18 protein-coding genes are annotated in these 18808 nt (G+C 71.1%); 6 read left to right on the forward strand and 12 right to left on the reverse strand.

Annotated elements, in window-relative coordinates; genetic code table 11:
- Nucleotides 1-62: 62 nt before the first annotated feature.
- The 3 genes from A3G1_RS0115480 to A3G1_RS35085 all read right to left on the reverse strand — a co-directional run bounded on the left by A3G1_RS0115480 (nt 63) and on the right by A3G1_RS35085 (nt 3201).
- A complete protein-coding gene (locus A3G1_RS0115480) occupies nt 63-884 on the reverse strand; it encodes a DUF6999 family protein (protein ID WP_018350386.1) in 822 nt (273 codons plus the stop codon).
- Nucleotides 877-2634, reverse strand: coding sequence for a 3-oxoacyl-[acyl-carrier-protein] synthase III C-terminal domain-containing protein (locus tag A3G1_RS0115485; RefSeq protein ID WP_018350387.1), 1758 nt, complete (start codon nt 2632-2634; stop codon nt 877-879). The genes A3G1_RS0115480 and A3G1_RS0115485 overlap by 8 nt, the downstream gene beginning before the upstream one ends.
- A gap of 96 nt (nt 2635-2730) precedes the next feature.
- Nucleotides 2731-3201: a GNAT family N-acetyltransferase gene (locus A3G1_RS35085; RefSeq protein ID WP_018350388.1), complete on the reverse strand. Its 471-nt coding sequence runs from the start codon at nt 3199-3201 to the stop codon at nt 2731-2733.
- Nucleotides 3202-3260: 59 nt separating this feature from the next.
- Between A3G1_RS35085 and A3G1_RS40590 the strand changes: the two genes are divergently transcribed.
- Nucleotides 3261-3695 (forward strand): hypothetical protein, encoded by a 435-nt coding sequence (locus tag A3G1_RS40590; protein WP_157641161.1) that lies wholly within the window; start codon nt 3261-3263, stop codon nt 3693-3695.
- Here the strand turns inward: A3G1_RS40590 and A3G1_RS0115500 are convergent.
- Entirely contained in the window at nt 3692-4462 is a 771-nt protein-coding gene (locus A3G1_RS0115500; RefSeq protein WP_018350390.1) for a GNAT family N-acetyltransferase, read from the reverse strand. The genes A3G1_RS40590 and A3G1_RS0115500 overlap by 4 nt on opposite strands.
- A gap of 236 nt (nt 4463-4698) precedes the next feature.
- On the opposite strand from A3G1_RS0115500, the gene A3G1_RS0115505 reads away from it, so the two are divergent.
- Nucleotides 4699-5286, forward strand: a complete 588-nt coding sequence (locus A3G1_RS0115505; RefSeq protein ID WP_018350391.1) for a uridine kinase family protein — start codon at nt 4699-4701, stop codon at nt 5284-5286.
- A gap of 213 nt (nt 5287-5499) precedes the next feature.
- Here the strand turns inward: A3G1_RS0115505 and A3G1_RS0115510 are convergent, their stop codons facing one another.
- The 7 genes from A3G1_RS0115510 to A3G1_RS0115540 all read right to left on the reverse strand — a co-directional run bounded on the left by A3G1_RS0115510 (nt 5500) and on the right by A3G1_RS0115540 (nt 13849).
- On the reverse strand, nt 5500-8649 hold the full coding sequence (locus tag A3G1_RS0115510; protein ID WP_018350392.1) for a S41 family peptidase: 3150 nt from the start codon (nt 8647-8649) through the stop codon (nt 5500-5502).
- 77 nt (nt 8650-8726) lie between these two features.
- Nucleotides 8727-9434, reverse strand: coding sequence for a SanA/YdcF family protein (locus A3G1_RS0115515; protein ID WP_051110565.1), 708 nt, complete (start codon nt 9432-9434; stop codon nt 8727-8729).
- A gap of 137 nt (nt 9435-9571) precedes the next feature.
- Nucleotides 9572-10798 (reverse strand): cysteine--1-D-myo-inosityl 2-amino-2-deoxy-alpha-D-glucopyranoside ligase, encoded by a 1227-nt coding sequence (gene mshC, locus A3G1_RS0115520; protein ID WP_018350394.1) that lies wholly within the window; start codon nt 10796-10798, stop codon nt 9572-9574.
- Nucleotides 10799-10899: 101 nt separating this feature from the next.
- Nucleotides 10900-11679 (reverse strand): SCO1664 family protein, encoded by a 780-nt coding sequence (locus tag A3G1_RS0115525; RefSeq protein ID WP_018350395.1) that lies wholly within the window; start codon nt 11677-11679, stop codon nt 10900-10902.
- An 11-nt stretch (nt 11680-11690) separates the two neighbouring features.
- Nucleotides 11691-12242: a DUF3090 domain-containing protein gene (locus A3G1_RS0115530; protein WP_018350396.1), complete on the reverse strand. Its 552-nt coding sequence runs from the start codon at nt 12240-12242 to the stop codon at nt 11691-11693.
- Nucleotides 12243-12288: 46 nt separating this feature from the next.
- Nucleotides 12289-12969, reverse strand: coding sequence for an MSMEG_4193 family putative phosphomutase (locus A3G1_RS0115535; protein WP_018350397.1), 681 nt, complete (start codon nt 12967-12969; stop codon nt 12289-12291).
- Between the two features lie 49 nt (nt 12970-13018).
- A complete protein-coding gene (locus tag A3G1_RS0115540; protein WP_245563506.1) occupies nt 13019-13849 on the reverse strand; it encodes an undecaprenyl-diphosphate phosphatase in 831 nt (276 codons plus the stop codon).
- A gap of 412 nt (nt 13850-14261) precedes the next feature.
- Here A3G1_RS0115540 and A3G1_RS35090 point away from each other — a divergent pair, with 412 nt between their 5' ends.
- Nucleotides 14262-15065 (forward strand): MIP/aquaporin family protein, encoded by an 804-nt coding sequence (locus tag A3G1_RS35090; RefSeq protein WP_018350399.1) that lies wholly within the window; start codon nt 14262-14264, stop codon nt 15063-15065.
- A 75-nt stretch (nt 15066-15140) separates the two neighbouring features.
- The gene (locus A3G1_RS0115550; RefSeq protein ID WP_018350400.1) at nt 15141-15629 is read left to right on the forward strand and encodes an RICIN domain-containing protein; all 489 of its coding nucleotides are present in this window, start codon (nt 15141-15143) and stop codon (nt 15627-15629) included.
- A gap of 51 nt (nt 15630-15680) precedes the next feature.
- Here A3G1_RS0115550 and A3G1_RS0115555 read toward each other — a convergent pair whose 3' ends face one another.
- Nucleotides 15681-16532, reverse strand: a complete 852-nt coding sequence (locus A3G1_RS0115555) for a LysR family transcriptional regulator (RefSeq protein WP_018350401.1) — start codon at nt 16530-16532, stop codon at nt 15681-15683.
- Between the two features lie 69 nt (nt 16533-16601).
- On the opposite strand from A3G1_RS0115555, the gene A3G1_RS0115560 reads away from it, so the two are divergent.
- Together A3G1_RS0115560 and A3G1_RS0115565 are read left to right on the forward strand one after the other, a co-directional pair.
- Nucleotides 16602-17492 carry an EamA family transporter gene (locus tag A3G1_RS0115560; RefSeq protein ID WP_018350402.1) on the forward strand — a complete coding sequence of 297 codons (891 nt, stop codon included), beginning with the start codon at nt 16602-16604 and terminating at the stop codon, nt 17490-17492.
- Nucleotides 17493-17660: 168 nt separating this feature from the next.
- Complete coding sequence (locus tag A3G1_RS0115565; RefSeq protein ID WP_018350403.1) at nt 17661-18776, forward strand: hypothetical protein; 1116 nt, start codon at nt 17661-17663, stop codon at nt 18774-18776.
- Nucleotides 18777-18808 lie beyond the last annotated feature (32 nt).

Genomic DNA, 18808 nt, shown 5'->3' on the forward strand with positions numbered 1-18808 from the left:
ACGCCTCCTCAGTCGATGGCGTGGACAGTACTGCGGGAGTACGGAAAATGAAAGGTTTTCAGTTACTGCTGGCTGAGTTCGAGGAGGCGGGCGTGGGCGTGCTCGCAGTAGACGGCGTGCTCGTAGACGGCGCGGGGGACGTCCATCGTGGAGTCGACCCGGATCGCGGTGCCCGCCGGGCGCCACGCGAGGAAGGACGGGTCGCCGGTCGCGGCGGACAACAGCGCCATCAGCGGCTCGTCGAGCCGGAGGGAGTGCACGGCCCTGCGGTACTCCGAGCTGGTCAGGCAGAGGGCGAACGGGATGTTCATCAGGCACAGCGCTGTCTGGATGTCGAGCCGGAGGAAGCGGCGGGTACCAGGTTCGGCGTCGATGGGCGGCACGGTGAGCATGCTGAAGTCGAGGGCGGCCGGACGACCGCCGTGCCCGGTTCTGCCGAGGGCGATCAGGACGGCGTACACGTTGATGTCGTGCTCGATGACGGCGTGGTCGCCGAGCTGGCGCAGGGTCGTGGGGACCAGCGTGACCGGCGGCAGTTTCCCGGCGCCCGCGCTGTTGGCGATCAGGAAGTTGAGCAGGTTGGTCTCTATGACGAAGTGCCGGATGAGGAGCGCGCCGGCCTCGGGTGCCACGAACCTGCGCAGGAACCAGACACACAGCCGGTCCATGAGCCTGTGCGCGGTGAACTGGAACGGGAGGAGACGTTTTCCGAGGACGATGGCCGCCACGGCGAGGCGGGAGAACAGCCGGGCGGCCGGGTAGAGCCAGGCCCTCGTCCAGCGGCGCTGGTCGCGGACGACCGCCTGGAGGGTCGCCGGGTCGAAGGGCAGGGCGTGGTTGTCAAGGATGGCTTCCCAGAGGGCGGGGCCAGCGCGATCAGACATTGTTCAGCTCCGCCAGCTGGAGGGCGTAGAGCCGGGCGGTCACCTTGGCGGTCTTGACGATCCGGGCCGCCGTCGCCCGGTCGATCAGCCCGGAACGGAGCACGTCGCGGAGCTTGGCGAAGTGGTCGTCGTCGTTGGCCCCGTGGTACCGGAGGAAGGTCGTCTGGTCCTCGCCGAGCCCGAGCTGCTCCGAGAGGAGGCCGGCCCAGTGCAGCGCCTTCGCCGTACCGAGGCCCTCGATCACGAACATCGCGCCGAGCAGGTCGACCGGGTCGGGCTGACCGGCCTGGTGGAACATGAAAGCCGACAAGGCCTCCGAGCCGATGTTCTTCGGTGCCGTGCGGATCACGTCCGGGTCGCCGCCGGTCGCCACATAGTCGGCTTCGAGCAGGCGGAAGTCGCGGTGTTCCTCCGCGGCGTGGCCGATCGCGAGGCTGCGCAGCTCGAAGTACTCGGCGGAGAACTGCGAGGCGGCCCGCGCGATCCACCGGCCGCCCTCGATGACCTGCTGGCGGAGGTTGACCAGGAGGTCGCGGTAGTCGGCCAGGGTCGCGGTACCCGACTCGATGCGGCGGACGACGGGCACCCTGGCCAGCTCGGCCTCCAGGCCCGACCAGACCTGGGCGAGCTGCTGGACCGTCCAGCTGACGGTGTCGGAGTCGTCGGGCCGCGGGGCGCCCAGCGGGGACTGCGTGGTGTGGCGTGAGGCCGGGGCGACGCAGGTCAGGTGGGCGAAGGCGTAGGTGAAGCGGCCTGATTCCGGTACAACCACAAGGATTTTCTGGTCCGGGGTGAACCTTCCGGACCGCAGGCACTCGTCGAGCATCACGAAGATGCTGGCCGCGCCGGTGTTGCCTGCCGAGGGCAGATTGCTGAACCAGCGGCTCTCGTCCACTGTGGTGCCCGCCTGGCCGAGCAGCCGGAAGATGGTCTGGCGGAAGTGGTCGGCGCTGTAGTGGCAGAGGATGTGGTCGAGAGCAGCCGGGTCGGTGCTCGCCAGGAACTCGCGGAGGCCGAGCCTGGCGAGAGCTGGGAGTGCCCGCATGTCCTGCCGGAGCTGAAAGAGGCCGTCGGCGGCCGCTTCGGGGATCGTCGGGTAGTCCTGCCAGGTCTGGCCGGTGGCCTGATTGAGGCCGGCGCTCATGCAGACCGGGTGGTCGTGCGCGTGGGAGGTGACGCGGACCCAGTCGAGGCGGAGAGACGGCCGGTCGGGATGCGGGGACGATTCGAGAACGACGGCACCGGCCCCGTCCGACAGCGTCCAGCGCAGGAACTCGGTGTCGGCCGTGCCGCCGGAGTGAAGAAGTGAGCGGCTGACGAGTTCCGAACCCGCGACGACAGCGGTGTCATGCTCACCGAGCCGGATCTGGGCCGCAGCGGCCTTGAGCGCCGCCATGCTGGAGGCACAGACACCGGCGGCGGAGAGGGTCTCCATCGGGCCGCCGCCGATCCGGCCGTGCACCATCGAGGCGAACCCGGGGACGAGCAGATCGGGCTGCGTCGTACCGGTGGCGAGCATGCCGACATCGGACGGGGTGATACCGCGAGCGGTCAGAGCCTGGGTGATGGCTTCGGCGGCCAGGTGCTCGTTGAGCACGCCGGGCGCGGCGTAGTGGCGGGTCTTTATGCCGTTGGCGGCGAGAACCTTCTCGCGGAACGGGTTGTCGCCGAAACGGTCCGCGAGAGCGTGGTTGTCGACGGGCGCGCCGGGCAGGTACGAGCCGGTCGCGGTGATGAAGACTTCTCTCATGCCTCCATCTCCCCACGGCGGGGAGGACGGGACATCGGGAGCGGTACTCAGACCGGGCGGGACCGATACTCAGGGGCGGGTGAGTACGGGGAGAGATCAGGCTGGGCGGAAGCCGAGGGCGGTGTAGAGGAGGATGGCCGGCTCGTTGGCCGGGTCGACGCGCAGGGCGACCCGGGGGCGGTCCGTTCCGGCTGCCAGGCTCAGCACCTCGCCGAGGAGGCGGCTCGCGAGACCCTGGCGGCGGTACGCCCGGCTGACGTGCAGGTCGATCACGAACGGGCAGTCAGGAGTGTCCGGCCATGGCGCGCGGTGCACGGTATAGACCGCCGCTACCGGGCGGCCGTCGGCCTCCGCGAACAGGGTCGCCTCCGGCCACAGTGGACCGTATCCGCCGTCGAACCCGAGCCGGATGTCCGCGATGGCCTCGGCTTCGGTGGCCCAGGCGACGCCCGGCTCGTAGCACTCGAAGTACAGCTGGCCCAGCCGCTCGGCCTCCGGGGCGGTGGCCAGGGTGAGCGGCGGTCCGGGGAAGGAGACGCGGGTGGCTTCGGCGACGAATACCGTCATGAGGGGCAGCTTAGAGGTCAGGTGGGGGCGGGGTTGCCCCGAGCGCATAGTGTGCTCGCGTGCGAACCAAGATCATGTCGATGGCGCTGGCGGCTGTGGGGGCTGCGGCTCTCACTGGGTGTTCCGGGCGGGGTGAGCTGCCGGAGGCCGTGAGCCGCTTGGGCAGCAGTTCCCCGGGTGGCGGCAGCAGTTCGTCTCCTGCGGGTAGCAGCCCGCGTGCCGAAGCCGCGTGCCCCAGTGACAAGGAAGTCCTGGAGGCGGCGGCAGCCAGCAACACCGGGCTGCCGGGCGGCGTGACCGTCCAGCCAGGAATGGTGTGCTCGTCCGGCTGGGCAGTGGCCTCCCTGTACGCGCCCAGCGCCGGGCCGGCCCGCGCCGTCCTCCAGAAGACCGGCGGCCGGTGGATCGTGCTCACCCTGGGCAGCGCGGAACTCTGCACTGCTCCGGGTGTGCCTGCGGCACCTGAGGCGATCCGCCGGGAGCTGCGCTGCTAGCAGCAGGAGGTCACGGCCATCTCGCGGTACTCGGCCGTGATCTCGAAGCCGAGCCGCTGGTAGAGGGAGACGGCGGCGGTGTTGTCAGCCTGCACGTTCAGGCCGATATGGTCCACCGTGGACAGCAGGGTGCGGCACAGCGCCGACGCCGCCACCGCCGCCAGCCCCTGCCCTCGGAGTTCGGGCAGGGTGGTCACGTTCCCGAGGGCGGCGATCCGGCGCGACCGCGAATGGATGTGCACCCCGGCGACCGCCACGAGCCGGCCGTCCCGCCTGATCCCGGCGTACTCCCCCGCGCCCAGCATGCGCGGATCGAAAGAATTGTCCGGATAGGCGGCTGCGTAGAGTTCCTGCAGCTCGGTCAGGTCGTCAGGCCCCAGCCGCACCACCGGCTCCCCGCTGGCCGGAGCAAAACCCTTCAAGAGCATTTTCAGATGTACTCCGTGATCACTCACCCGGTAGTCCGACAGCACGTCCTCGGCACCGTTCGTCACGTGGGCATAGAAGCTCCGGGGCAGCACTGGCTGGAGCGCCGACAGGAGTTCCCGCTGCTCGGCGGCAGTATCGGGGCGGCCGAGCGCGAGGAGCAGCGGGCCGAACGCCGCACCGGTGTAGACCAGCGCCGCCGTCCGGCCGGCCGGCATCCGGTAGCAGGTCGTGTACGGCCAGAAGTAGTCGTCGAGATCGCCCAGCTCGTAGAGGTGCAGGCCGGGGTCCGGCTCGAAGAGGGCGGCCAGCTCCTGCCGGTCGTGAACGGTACGCAGCATGTGGTCAAGGCTAGGGCCTGTCCGGTCGATCTTGCCGGTGCGAGGCGAGTCTCAGAAGCGGCGCATGCAGGCGGCTTCTGAGGCCGCCGCAGCCCGGCAAAGATCTGCCGGACAGGCCCCAGGGCGGGGTGGCAGAACGGGCGGGGGCGGTGGTCCACTGGTGGCGTGTTTCATGAACGCGCGGCACCCGACGGCGTGCCGGTAACAGTCAGAAGCGAAGCGACGGGGGTAGGGCGATGAGCAGCGCCGAGGTGGGCGAGAGCGAGGTGGCGGCGGAGATCGCGGCTGCTGTCCTGAGCCGCGAGCCGGTCAACGGGATCCGGCTCGTCGGCGTCGACGGGCCGAGCGGGTCGGGCAAGAGCTACCTGGCGGCCCGGCTGGCCACGGCACTCGGGGCACCCATCATCGAGATCGACGACTTCGTGTCCTGGGACTGTTTCAGCGGGTGGTGGCCCCGGTTCGAGGCCCAGGTACTGGAGCCGCTGCTCGCCGGGCGCGAGGCGCGGTACCAGGCCAGGGACTGGCAGGACTGGTACGGGTCGTCCCTCGGCGACTGGAAGACGCAGCCCTGGAGCCCGGTGATCGTCCTCGAAGGAGTGACCTGCACCCGGCAGGCCACCGCCGGACGGCTCGCCTGCTCGGTGTGGGTCGAGGCACCGGCGGACATGCGCCTCGCACGCGGCCTCGCCCGGAACTCGACGCACGAGGGCAAGGAAGAACTGTGGAAACGGTGGATGAAGGAGGAAGCGGAGTTCTTCACAGCCGACGGCACCCGGGAGCGGGCTGACTTCGTGGTGGACACGACGCGGCACGGGGTGGGGTAAGGACTCTTGCGTTTCGTTGCTGGGGCGGTGAACCCGGCCGGGTGAAGCACTCTGGACGGCAAGCCGCACCGCGCCCTCTGCCGGGCACCGAACCCAGATCGGCAAGCCGGGGACGGCGAACCCGGCCGCGCGAAGAACCCTGGACGGGAAGGCAAACGCGGCTTCCCCTCCAGGGTTCTTCACGCGGCCGTCCAGCCACGACCTGGCGCGAGATCAGATCCCGACGCGGGGCGGCAGGGCCGGCCGGCCCAGGTGTGGCCGTTCGACGAACTTCGGCTCGTGGGCCGGTGCCGCCGACAGGGCGTCCAGTGCCACCTCGATCGCCCGGTCCAGCTGCGGGTCCGCGCCGCGGGCGTAGTCCTCCGGCCGGATCTCGACCTCGATGTCCGGGTCGGTGCCGTAGTTCTCCACCTGCCAGCCGACGTCGTCGAAGACCAGGGAGAACTCCGGCTGGGTGGTCACCGTCCCGTCCGCCAGCCCGTGGTTGACCGTGATGCCCACGACGCCGCCCCAGGTCCGGGTGCCGATCAGCGGGCCGAGCTTGTACATCTTGAACGCGTGGCTGAACATGTCGCCGTCCGAGCCGGCGTGCTCGTTCGTGATCGCGACCAGCGGGCCACGCGGCGACTCGTCCGGGTACGGGATCGGCGCCGACCAGCGTGGCACGTCGTAGCCGAGCCGCCGCCGGGAGAGCTTCTCCAGGAGCAGGCCCGAGACGTGCCCGCCGCCGTTGAACCGCACGTCGACGACCAGCCCCTCCCGGTCGAACTCGGCCAGGAAGCCCCGGTGGAACTCGGCGTACCCGTCCGGCCCCATGTCGGGGATGTGCAGGTAGCCGAGCCTGCCGCCGGACCGCTCGTGCACGGCTGCCCGGTTCGCCTCGACCCAGTCCCGGTACCGTGCGGGCAGCTCGTCGCCGGTGGCCTTCACGCTCACCACGCGCTGCTCGCCGCCGCCGGCCGGGCGGACGGTCAGCTCGACCTCGCTGCCGGCCAGGTTCACCAGGCGTTCCGCCGGCGTCACCGCGCCTCCGACCGGCAGCCCGTTGATCGCGAGGACGGCGTCGCCGGGGGCGAGGTTCACGCCCGGCCGGTTCAGCGGGGACGTGGCGACCTCGTCCCACACGTCGCCGCCGAGGATCCGCTCGATCCGGTACTCACCGTCCACACAGGACCAGTCGGCCCCCAGGAAGCCCTGCGGGTGGTAGGGCCGGTCGGGGTACGCTCCGCCGATCTCGTAGGCGTGGGACGTGCCGAGCTCGCCCTGCATCTCGCCGATCAGGTCGGACAGCTCCGTGCGCGTGCTGATCCGGTCGACCAGCGGCGAGTAGCGCTCGTACACCTCCGGCCAGTCGATGCCGAGCATGTCCTCGGCCCAGAAGTGCTCGCGCTGGAGCCGCCACGCCTCACGGAACATCTGCCGCCACTCCGCGGCCGGGCGGACGGAGACCTTCACCCGGCCGAAGTCGATCCAGCCGCCCGCCCGGTCCGTGCCGTCCTCGTCGGAGGGCTTCTCGCCGGCCTTGACGACCCGGAGCCGCTCACCGGACTGGTACAGGAGGGTGGTGGCGCCGGCGCCGGCCGTCAGCCAGTTGATGCCGCTCGCGAGCTGCTCGGTCTTGCCGGTGGCGAAGTCGAAGGACTCCAGGATGCCGGTACCGGGTGCCTTGGTGTCGAACCAGCGGTGCCGGCGGCTGCCCTTCACCGGATGCGACAGCAGCAGCGCCTTGCCCTTGAGCCCGATGACGTCGGTGAACCGGGCCTCGTCGACCGGGAACGCGACGACCCGCCGCTCGATCCCCTCGAAGTCGATGTCGTCGGACGGCTCGGTGCCGCCGTCGTCCTTCTTGTCCTCCAGCGGACGCGGCTGCTGGACGAACGGCGAGCCGACATCCCTGCGGAGCGCCACGGCGTACGGCTTGCAGCCCTGCGGGAAGCCCAGGTCGAACTGCATCTCGTCGTAGACGGGGTTGAACTCGCGCTGGCCGATGAAGTACAGGTACTGCCCGGCCGGGTCGAACGACGGCGAGAAGTCGCGCAGCACGGGCTTCGTGACGGCCCGGTGCACGCCCATGCCGGCCTCGTACACGTGGATCTCGGCGGTGTTGGCGCTGGCCGGGCGGCTGTACGCGAGCCATCGGCCACTCGCCGACCAGGTCAGGCCGGTGATCGCGCCGTGCTCGCTCTGGTCGGCCAGCTGCGGCCCCGCCGGGTCGTCGAGATCGGCCAGCCACAGCTCGTTGCGGTGGTTCGTGAGGGCGACGCGGGCGCCGGACGGGGACGGGACCACACTGGTGATCCGGCCGAGTTCGGTGGCGATCCGGGTGGACACGCCGTCCGGGTGCAGGACGACCAGCGCCTCCTGGTCGCTGTCGTCGCTCGCCGCAGCCACGAGCCGCTCGTTGTCGGCGAGGTAGGACAGCAGCCGGTACCGGACGCCCTCCGGCTCGCCGTGCTGGCGGACCGGCCCCTCCCAGTGGCCGAACGAGAACGCCTTGCCCCGGGTGGTGATCGCCAGGCCCGAGCCGTCCGGCTTGAGCGAGGCGGTGTCGAGGTGAGCGGCCGCGTCGGCGAAGATGCGTACCCGCTGGGCGCGCGAGCTGCCGAGCTGGATGTCCACCTTGCGGCTCTCGCCGTCCTCCAGCAGGTAGATGTCGCCGCCGCTGTGGTACGTGAGGCGCCGGCCGTCGCCGGTCAGGTTCCGCGCGTAGTACTCGAAGTGGTCGGTGTGCCGCTGGACGTCCTCGCCCTCGGCCGTGCAGGAGTAGACGTTGCCCGTGCCCTCGTGGTCGGACACGAAGTGCAGCCGGTCGCCCAGCCAGACCGGCGAGGCGAGGTTGCCGGGCAGGCTCAGCAGCCGCCGGTCCTCCCGCCACAGGTCACCGGCCGTGCCGCCCCGGTACCGCTTCCACATCTGGAGCTCGCCGGTGTTGCGGCCGAGCACGACGACGGGGCCGTAGGCGATGGTCCGCGCGTCCCCGTACGGGAGCGTCTCTGGCAGGCCGCCGTCCGGGGACACGGCGAAGAGGCGGTGGCGGCGGTGCGGGTGGCCTGCCGAGGACTGGTAGACGATCCGGCCGTCCGGGGTCCAGCCGGCCACTGTGCAGTGTGCGCTCTGGAAGGTCAGCCGGCGGGCCTCACCGCCCTCGGCAGGCATCACGTACACCTCGCGGGGCCCGTCGGCCGAGCCGGTGAAGGCCAGCTGTGTCCCGTCCGGGGACAGCCTCGGATGGCTGGCCTCGTCGACGCCCGCGGTCAGCCGGATGGCCCGGCCACCGGCGGCGGGGACCGTCCACAGGTCGTCCTCACACGCGAAGAAAAGGGTGTCACCGTGCAGCGTCGGATAACGCAGGTACCCAGTCATGGAGGCGAATGTACCCGCCGGACCCTGCAAAATTCAGTCCCTTAAACCGGTGGGGCGGGTCGGCCGGTCAAGGCCGGTCAGGAGGCGAGCGCCTCGTCCACACCGGTCTCCCGCCGGCCCAGGAAGGCCGGCTGCGCGCCGGTCACCACCTCGAACATGGCCTTCACGCAGGCGACCTTGTCCCGCGCCGCCCCGGTGTACCAGGGCTTCGGCCACTTCTTCATCGTCTCGTCCCCGACACCGACCGCGTCGATCCCTGCCTCGCGGCACAGCGCGACCGCCCGGTCGATGTGGAAGCCCTGCGTCACCACGGTCGCCGACTTCACCCCGAACACCTTCACGGCCCGGACGCACGACTGCCGGGTGTCGAAGCCGGCGTGGTCCTTGACGACCTTCTTCTCCGGTACGCCGCGGTGGACGAGCCAGTCGCGCATCGGGTCGACCTCGTTGTACTCCGGCTGGCCGTCGTCCCCGGACACCAGGATGGCCCGGACCTTGCCCGCCTCGTACAGCTGCCGGGCCAGCTCCAGCCGGGCGGCGAGGAAGTCCGAGGGCTGCCCGTCCGGGTTGACCTGCGCGCCGAGCACCAGGGCCACGGGCCGCTCCGGTACCCCGGCGACGGTGTAGACGTGCCCGCTGGCCGCGACGGTCACCCAGGTCACCGCGGTGGCGAGCAGGACGGCCGGCACTGCGGCGAGCGCGAGCAGTGTCAGCACGACGCGCTTCCGGCTGACGTTCCTGATCGCGCCGAGCCGTCGCCTGAGCGCTGACCTGAGAGGAGACATGGCAGCCAGCATGCCTGAGCCGGGCGGGGAGCTGCCACTACCGGTCAGCCGGTCCAGCTGGCACCCTGAGGTACAAAATCAAAGAAACCGCCCCAGGTCGAAACCTGGGGCGGCGTCTTCGGCGATGAGTGCAACGGTTAGAGCTTGACGCCCAGCAGTGCGTCGACAGCGGCCGCGACCAGGGCGGGAGCGCTCTCGTCCGTGCCGTCGGCCTCGGCCCACGCGTCGACGGCCGCCAAAGCGCCCGTCGTGTCGAGGTCGCTGGTCAGCAGCTCGCGCAGGGCCTGGACCAGCGGCTCAGCCGGGGCACCCGAACGGCGCGCGACAGCCGAACGCCAGCGGTCGAGCCGGTCCTCGCCGGCCTTGCCCACCGTGTCCGTCCACTGACGATCCGTGCGGTAGTGGTCGGCGAGCAGGGCCAGCCGGATGGCCATCGGGTCCACGCCGATGCCGCGCAGCTTCGAGACGAAGACCAGGTTGCCCTTGCTCTTGCTCATCTTCTCGCCGTCGAGGCCGATCATGCCCGCGTGCGTGTAGTGCGTGGCGAACGGGTGCGTGCCGGTCAGGCACTCGGCGTGCGCTGCGGACATCTCGTGGTGCGGGAAGAGCAGGTCGTTGCCGCCGCCCTGCACGTCGATCCGGTCGCCGAGCAGGCTCAGCGCGATCACGGCACACTCGATGTGCCAGCCCGGGCGGCCGTCGCCGAGCGACCTGCCGTCCCACGAGGGCTCGCCGGCCCGGACGCCCCGCCACAGCAGCGGGTCGAGGGCGTCACGCTTGCCAGCCCGCTCCGGGTCGCCGCCGCGCTCGGCGAAGAACCCGAGCATGGCCGCCCGGTCCAGCCTGGACTCGTAGCCGAAGGCCGGGGCGGCTGTCACGTCGAAGTAGACGTCGCCGGTGCCGTCCTCCAGCCGGTACGCCGCGCCGCTGGCCACCAGCCGCTCGATCTCGGTGACGATCGCCGGGATGGACTCGACGGCGCCGACATAGTGGTCGGGCGGCAGGATGCGCAGCGCCTCCATGTCCTCCCGGAACAGCGCGGTCTCCAGCATGCCGAGCACGATCCAGTCCTGCCCGTCGCGCGTGGCGCGCTCCAGCAGCGGGTCGTCGATGTCGGTCACGTTCGACACGTAGTTCACGTCGTGCCCCGCGTCCCGCCACAGCCGGTTGATCAGGTCAAACGTGATCATGGTGGCGGCGTGGCCGAGGTGCGCGGCGTCGTAGGGGGTGATCCCGCAGACGTACATCTTCGCCGCGCCCGACGGCTCCGTCGGCCGCACCTGGCCACTGGACGAGTCGAACAGGGAGAGCTTCAGGCCCTTTCCGGGCAGTGTGGGCAGCTCAGGTGCCAGCCAGGAGTCCATCCCGCCAGCCTATCCAGCCCGTCTCCGCCACGAACCGTCGGGAAAATCACAAGAGCGAAGGGAATTCATCTCGTACCGGCGGGAGCGGCCGGCCAGTGTGTTCAGAGCGCCGGCCACGGGAGCGGGGGCCACTCTTCTGACGGCAGCGGATAGCGCCCTGAGGCCAGCAGGCGTTCCACCCGGGACGCCGCGGCCTGGACCTCGGCCGGGGTCAGGTGCCGGGCCAGTTCCGTGCCGAGGTCACCGGTCAGGCCGGTCCGCAGCAGCTGGAGGACGCCGGTGACCTCCCCGGGGAGTTCCTGGCCAGCCCAGCCCCACAGCACCGTGCGGAGCTTGTCCTCGGCGTGGAAGCAGATCCCGTGGTCGATGCCGTAGACATGGCCGCCTGCCGCCCGGAGCAGGTGCCCGCCCTTGCGGTCCGCGTTGTTGATCACGGCGTCGTACGCGGCGAGCTTGGCCAGGCCCGGCTCGTCAGCGTGCCCGAGCACCCCGCCCCGCGCCGAGGCGATCGGGTGCCACCCGGCGGGCAGCTCCGGCACGAAGTCGACCAGCGGCGGAGCGACCTCCTCGATCCACAGCTGGCAGGAACCGGGGCCGAACGGGCCGTCGCGCAGCACGGTCGGCGGCACGCACTCCCAGCCGGTGGCCTCGCTGACCAGGTACGCGGCGACCTCGCGGCCCGCCAGCGTGCCGTCGGGGAAGTCCCACAGCGGGCGCTCCCCCGCCACCGGCTTGTACACGCACCGTGCCGTCTCGCCGTCCAGCGTGATGTAGGCGCGCAGGGTGGCGTTGGAGGCGTCGGTGAGCCGGCCCTCGAGTTCGAGGTCGCCGTGCCGGAGCAGTTCCAGCGGGTCGACGGCGGCGTCCTTGGCTGCGTCCATGAGCGCGCCGGTCAGGTCTGCCGGTGGTAGCCGTTGTGCCGGGGGCACAGGTGGCCGGACGGGTCCAGCGGCTGGCCGCACAGCGGGCACGGCGGGCGCCCGGCGGCGACGACCCGGCGGGCCCGGTCGATGAAGCCGCGGGTCGCCACCGGGCTGATCCGGACCCGGAGCCGGTCGAGGCCAGGGCCGGGCTCTGCGCCCTGCTCGCCCTCGGTCTCCTGCTCGCCGGCCTCCACGGCCTCGATCACCACGGTGGTGGTGTCGGAGTCCCAGGCCAGGCCCAGTGTCCCGACCCGGAACTCCTCGTCGACCGGGGTGTCCAGCGGCCCGTTGTCGGCGGGCGGGACACCCGGCAGGTCCAGGCCGAACCTGGCGTGTACCTCGTCGAGCAGCTCGTCGAGCTTGTCGGCCAGCAGCGAGACCTGCACCTTCTCCAGCGCGACGCTGACCAGCCTGCCGCCGCCGCGCGCCTGGAGGTAGAAGGTGCGGTCACCGGGCGGGCCGACCGTACCGGCCACGAACCGCTCCGGCGGCTCGAACGAGTAAACGTTCATCATCGGCATCGCCCCTCGGTGAACAGCACCATCACAGCCTAGCCCCGGCGGCCGTTCAGGCCCCGGCCCCGCCACCGACCACGGCGTCGGACGCCGTGGCCTCGGTACCCTTCGGCACGAGCCCGGCCAGGTCCCCGCCGACGTCGTTCAGCCGGAGCAGGAACGGCCTGGTCTCGGTGTAGCGGATCACGGTCAGCGACGCCGGGTCCACGACGATCCGCTGGAACTGGTCGAGGTGCAGCCCGAGCGCGTCAGCCGTCACCGCTTTGATCACGTCGGCGTGACTGCACGCCACCCACAGCGCGTCGGGCCCGTGCTCCGCGCTGATCCGCGTGTCCCAGTCGCGGATGGCCGCCACGCCACGGGCTGCCATCGCCGCCATCGCCTCCCCGCCAGGGAAGACCGCCGCGGACGGGTGCCGCTGCACGACCCTCCACAGTGGCTCGGAGTTCAGCTCGGAGATGAGCCTGCCGGTCCAGTCGCCGTACCCGGCCTCGGCCAGCCTCCCGTCCAGCGAAGGCTTCTCCCCCGGCGCGCAGATCGCCTGGGCCGTCTGGCGGCAGCGCTCGACCGGGCTGCTGACCACGGCCGCGAGCGGCAGGGCCTTCAGCCGGGCCGCGACGTCGGCCGCCTGGCGCTCGCCGGTCTCGTCGAGCGGCACGGGGAGATCACCAGCGAGGATCCCAGCGCTGTTGGCGGTGCTCCGGCCGTGCCGGAGCAGCAGTACGGTGGCCACGGAGAGTCATTCTCCCAGACGGCTGCCGGTGTACCCGATCAGGCCGGGCTCACGTGGCGGTGATCGTGCCGGCGATCAGCAGGCCGATGACGCCGAGGCCGAGGAACAGCCGGTACGTGACGAAGGTGTTCATCGAGTGCTTGGCGACGAACTTGAGCAGCCAGGCGATCGACACGTAGCCGACGATGAAGCTCGCGACCGTTCCGACCAGCACCGGCGGCCAGCCGATCGAGCCGTCGAGCGCGTCGGGCAGCTCGTAGATCCCGGCGGCGGTCAGCGCGGGGATGCCGAGGAAGAACGACAGCCGGGTCGCGGTGACCCGGTCGAGGTCGCGGAGCAGGCCGGCGGTGATGGTCGCGCCGGAGCGGGACACGCCGGGCACGAGGGCCAGGCACTGCGCGAAGCCGATCACGAGCACGTCGGTCAGCGTCACGTCCTTCTCGCCGCGCTGCTGGGGCCCGACCCGCTCGGCGAACCACATCGCGAAGCTCCACACGATCAGCGAGCCGGCCACGAACCACAGCGAGCGCAGCGGCCCGACGATCAGCGGCTTGCCGAGCAGGCCGACGACGCCGATCGGGATCGAGCCCGCCACGACGTACCAGCCGAACCGCCAGTCGTAACCGCGCTGCTCCTTGTTGAACAGGCCACGGAGGATGCCGCCGCCGAACCGGATGATGTCGGCCCGGAAGTAGATGATGGCCGCGAGGATCGCGCCGATCTGGATGACGGCGGTGAACGCGGTCACAGCCGGGTCGTCCACCTTCATCTTCATCAGCTTCTCGGCGATGGTGAGGTGCCCTGTGGACGACACCGGCAGGAACTCGGTGATTCCCTCGATGATTCCGAGGACTACTGCCTGCCAGATCTCCACAGTCACCGCTCCCGTTGCTCTCGCCCGAGTGTTTGACGGACAGCGTAGCCACCCCGCCCTGAGCCGGAGCTGAGAGGCACCGGGCGGCGCCGGGCGGGCACCGGACAGGTGACGGCGCGGGTCCACAGCGGACGGGCAGGACCGCAGCGCGCCCCATGATCAACTTGAACCGCTCGCCGGCTACCGGTGGAGCCCCAGCACGACCACCCCGCACGGCATCCAGGATGCGTTCGATCGCGGCCGGCCGGGTCTGGCTGGGCTGATTCCGGTTCGTGCCCGCCTGCCCGGTTGGCATCCAACCCTGGTTGTACTGGCCCTATGACCAGGGTTGGAACTCTTCCCGTAACCCGGGCCAGGCGGTGCCCAGGGGTGCTACTCGTTACGGAGTAGAACCGCACCCCTGACGCAAGGAACTGACATGCGCAGATTCATCGCCGAGTTCGCCGGCACGTTCATCCTGGTCCTCTTCGGGGTTGGCAGCGCGGTGTTCGGCTACGAGACCATCGGCCCGGTCGGCGTGGCGCTGGCGTTCGGCTTCGTGCTGCTCGCCCTCGCGTACACGATCGGCCCCATCTCCGGCGCCCACGTCAACCCGGCCGTGACCATCGCCCTGGTGGTCGCCAGGAAGATCAGCCCGCGGGACGCTGGCGGGTACATCGTGGCGCAGTTCCTCGGCGGTATCGCCGCGGCCGGGGTACTGAAGTGGTTCACGACCGGCGGCGGGGTGAAGGACCAGACCGGCGGGCTCGGTTCCAACGGCTGGGGCGACTCGATCAACGGCCCCGGTGCCTTCGTCGCCGAGGTACTGCTGACGTTCCTGCTGGTCTTCGTCGTCCTCGCCGTCATCAACCGCACGCTGGGCGACTTCGACGGCCTGGCGATCGGTCTCGCGCTCGCCGTGATCCACCTGGTCGGCATCCCGCTCACCGGCACGTCGGTCAACCCGGCGCGTTCGCTGGGGCCCGCGCTGTTCGCCGGTGGCGAGTCGCTGAGCCAGGTCTGGCTGTTCCTGGTCGCGCCGATCGTCGGTGCGGGACTGGCCACAGTGGTCTGGCCGCTGATCCGTGGTTCCTTCCGGACGGCCGACACCGTCGTCGTGCAGGCCGACGGGGAGATGGTCGAGGAACTGGACGACGCCGAACCGGCGGCCAGGGAGATGACCACCGTGGCGCTGGACGCCGCCGAACTCAGCGCGGCCGGCCCTCGTCACGCCCGCAACTGAGCGAACGGCCTGGCTTCATGAATTCCTCATGCGTGCAGCCATCGTGCCGACAGGCACCCGGGACAGCATGGGCGCATGGCTAAGCGATTCCTCACCAAGCTGCTCCTGGCCGCCACGACGCTGACCGCGGTCGTGTTCGGCAGTTCCGCTCCGGCGAACGCCGGCCTGTACGAGCAGGGCTACGGGTACCACGGCGTCGTCACGCTGCACAGCATCCACACCAACAACTACCTCGACGCCAACGACCGCGGGAACGGCTACGGCGACGCCTACGCGATCCCCGCCAACGGCGGCATCTACCAGACCTGGCAGAACTGGTACCGGCCCAGCGACCAGACGTTCGTGCTCATCAACGCGGCCACGGGCCTGGTGCTGGACAGCAACTCCAGTGGCTCGGTTTACGTGATGGCCTCCAACTTCGGCAACTACCAGAAGTGGAAGAAGTCCTACTCCAATGGCGGCTGGGAGTTCAGGAACGCCGCCACCAACCTGTGCATGGGCAACTACGGCAGCACGCTCAAGACGTGGAACTGCGACGGCACCCGCGCCCAGCGCTGGCTCTGATCCCTCGTTACCGGCCGCTGGCCGCGCCGATCCGGCGCGGCCAGCGGTGTTTCACGTCAGGATCTCGCGGGCGAGGGCGAGCAGGTCCGGGATCGCCGGGTGTGCGGGGCCATAAGGCCAGACAAGGTGTACCGGCACAGCCGGCACCCCAGCCAGCGGCCGATACACGAGCGACGGGTGCGTGTGGTTGCTCGGAGTGGCCGAAGTGGACACTCCGGCCGCCCGGCCCGCAGCGATCACGACGAGCCACTCGTCGGTGTTGGTGACCTCGATGACCGAGGCTGGCCGGGCGTCCAGCGGCCAGAGATCCAGCGTCGTCGTACCAGAGACCGTGTTGAGCGCGAGCGGATGCGCGGCGAGGTCCGAGGGCGTGACGATGGGCAACGCGGCCAGCGGGCTGTCGGCCGCCATGACGGCCACCCGCTCCTCCACCGTCAGCAGCTCGGCACGGAACCCGTCCGGCACGGCGCCCCCGCGCAGCAGAGCCGCGTCCGCCCGGCCCTGGGTGAGCCCGGCTGTGCGGTCGTCGATCCGGAGCAGGTCCAGCGGGGTACCGGGATGGCGTTCGTCCCAGCGGCGCAGGAGCGGGATCGTGTGATCCCCGAGGGCGGGCCAGGTGTGGCTCAGCCGGAGCGGCCAGGCGCGCAGCCCGCGCGGGTCGAGAGCCGACTCGACGGCGGACACGGCGGCGAGAGCCTTGTCCCGGAAGGTCCTGCCCTCCGTCGTCAGTACAAAGTGGTGGGTTGAGCGGTCTGCCAGCCTGGCACCGAGGTGGTCTTCCAGCTGGCGCAGGATGCGCGACAGCGCGGGCTGGCTCAGGTGCAGCCGCGCGGCGGCCCGGGTGACATTGTCCTCCTCGGCGATCGCGAGGAACGCCCGCAGATGCCGGAGCTCGATGGTCATGCGTCCAGAGCATAACCGCAGCTGTTTCGGCATTTCACGCCATGTTCGGCGGTCCATAGCGTCAGCGGCATGACCATGACGATCCAGAACCCTCCGCTGGTACTCCGCACCGGACAGCACCTCGGCGGCGCGGGGCTCGTCCTCGCCGGGGCTGTGTCCGGCCAGTTCGGAGCGGCCTTCGCGGCGCTGCTGTTCCCCCGGGCCGGCGCGCTCGGTACCGTCGCGCTGCGCGTGACCTTCGCCGCGCTCCTGCTGCTCGCCGTCGCCCGGCCCCGGCTGCGCGGGTACTCCCGGGCCGACTGGGCGGTGGCCGCCGCTTTCGGGCTGGCGCTCGCAGGCATGAACAACCTCTTCTACCTGTCGATCAGCCACATCCCGCTCGGGGCTGCCGTGACCATCGAGTTCCTCGGGCCGCTGCTGCTGGCCGTGGTCACGTCTCGCAGGCCGGCCGGGCTGCTGTGGGCTGCCCTCGCGCTGGCCGGCGTCGGGCTGCTCGGCCTGTCCGGGCTCGGGCAGCTGAACACCGCCGGTGTGGCCTTCGCGCTGGGCGCCGGGGTGATGTGGGCGGCGTACATCGTGCTCAGCGCGCGGGCCGGGGCCAGGTTCCCCCGGCTCGACGGGCTGGCGATCGCGATGACGGTCGCGGCGCTGGTCAGCTTCCCGCTCGGTACTGTCTCCGCTGGCCGGGCACTGGCCGACCCCCCGGTGCTCCTGCTGGGCCTGGCCATCGCCGTACTCAGCTCCGGCGTCCCCTACGCCCTCGAACTCCTCGCGCTGCGCAGGCTGCCCGCAGCCACGATGGCCGTGCTGACCAGCCTGGCCCCGGCGCTGGGCGCCGTCGCCGGGTACCTCGTCCTCGGCCAGGAACTGTCCCCGGCCCAGGGCCTCGCGATCCTCCTGGTGGTCACGGCCAGCGCGGGCGCGGTCCGGACAGGCAGGGCTGCGGGTAGGGTGGCGTGAGGTCGATCGATGTGTGGCTAGGGTTCCGCCGGAGGGTCCGGGGCTGGTCCGAGCGCCACGACCGCTCCCGAGGGCGTTCCCGAGGGCAGCGGCCACCTCGAAGGACAAAAGCCTGGGGGGTTACGTCGGCACGTTTCTTCGTGTCCGCGTACAGCCCAGGAGTCTCTCGTGCTCAGTTCTCTCGTCCGTGTCGCACGGCTGCCGCACGTCGGTGCCGTCGCCGGGTTCTCGCTGCTGGCCCGGCTGCCAAAGGGGATCGCCCCGCTGGCTGTCGTCCTGCTGGAACACCACAGATCCGGTTCGTACGCCGCTGGCGGCCTCGCCGTCGCGGCACTCGCCATCGGTGACGCCGTCACGACTCCCGTCCAGGGGCTGCTGATCGACCGTCTCGGGCGCGCGGCTGTCCTGCTGCCGTCCGCTGCGGTCTACGTCCTCGCGCTGGCCGGACTCGTCGCCGCTCCGGGGCTGCTGGCGGCTGTGCTGTGCGCGTTCGCCGCAGGGGCCGGGTTCCCGCCGATCTCCGGGAGCATGAAGGCCGCCTGGCCCGTACTCGTCACCGACAGGAGCCTGCTGCGCGCCGCGTACGCCTTCGAGTCCCTGATCCAGCAGGTACTCCTGCTCGCCGGGCCGATCGTGGTCGCCGGGCTCACCGCAGCCGCCAGCCCGGCCGCCGCTGTGCTGGCAGGCGCGGGGGCGGCCGCGCTGGGTACAGGCGGATTTGTTCTTGCCGCAGGCCGCGCGGGGCAGTCCCGGCGAGTCACGGCGGTCAGCCGGGGCTTGGCCCTGCGCGTGCGTGAAGTGCGGATTCTCGTGCTGGCCACGGGCGTGCAGGGCTTGGTCTTCGGTGCCCTGCCGGTGGCGGTCCCGGCGGCGGTGGGCTCGGCGACCGTGGCTGCGGTCGTGCTGTCCGTGTGGATCGGCGGCGGCCTGCTCGGAACCCTGATCCCGGCCCGGTCCAGCTACGCCCGGCTGATGGCTGGCTTCGCTGTCGCGCTGGTACCCGTCGCGCTCGTCCCCGGCACCTTTCTCGCCCTGCCGCTCGGGATCGCCGGGCTGTTCCTCACCCCGATCGCCGCCACGAGTTACCTGGTCATCGACACGGTCGCGCCCCCGGAGAACCGCACGGAAGCCTTCACCTGGCTCTCGACGGCACTCGCCGCCGGGCTGGCCGGCGGTTCCGCACTGGCCGGCGTACTCGCCGATCATGGCGGGCCACTGGCGGCACTGGTCATCCCGGCCGCGTCGGCAGCCGTCGCCGCACTGATCTGCGCCCGCCGGCTCTGACCGGAGGCAGGAAGTGCCGGGGCCCGGCACTC

It is taken from the genome of Longispora albida DSM 44784 (assembly GCF_000379825.1).
GTDB classification, from domain to species: Bacteria; Actinomycetota; Actinomycetes; order Mycobacteriales; family Micromonosporaceae; genus Longispora; species Longispora albida.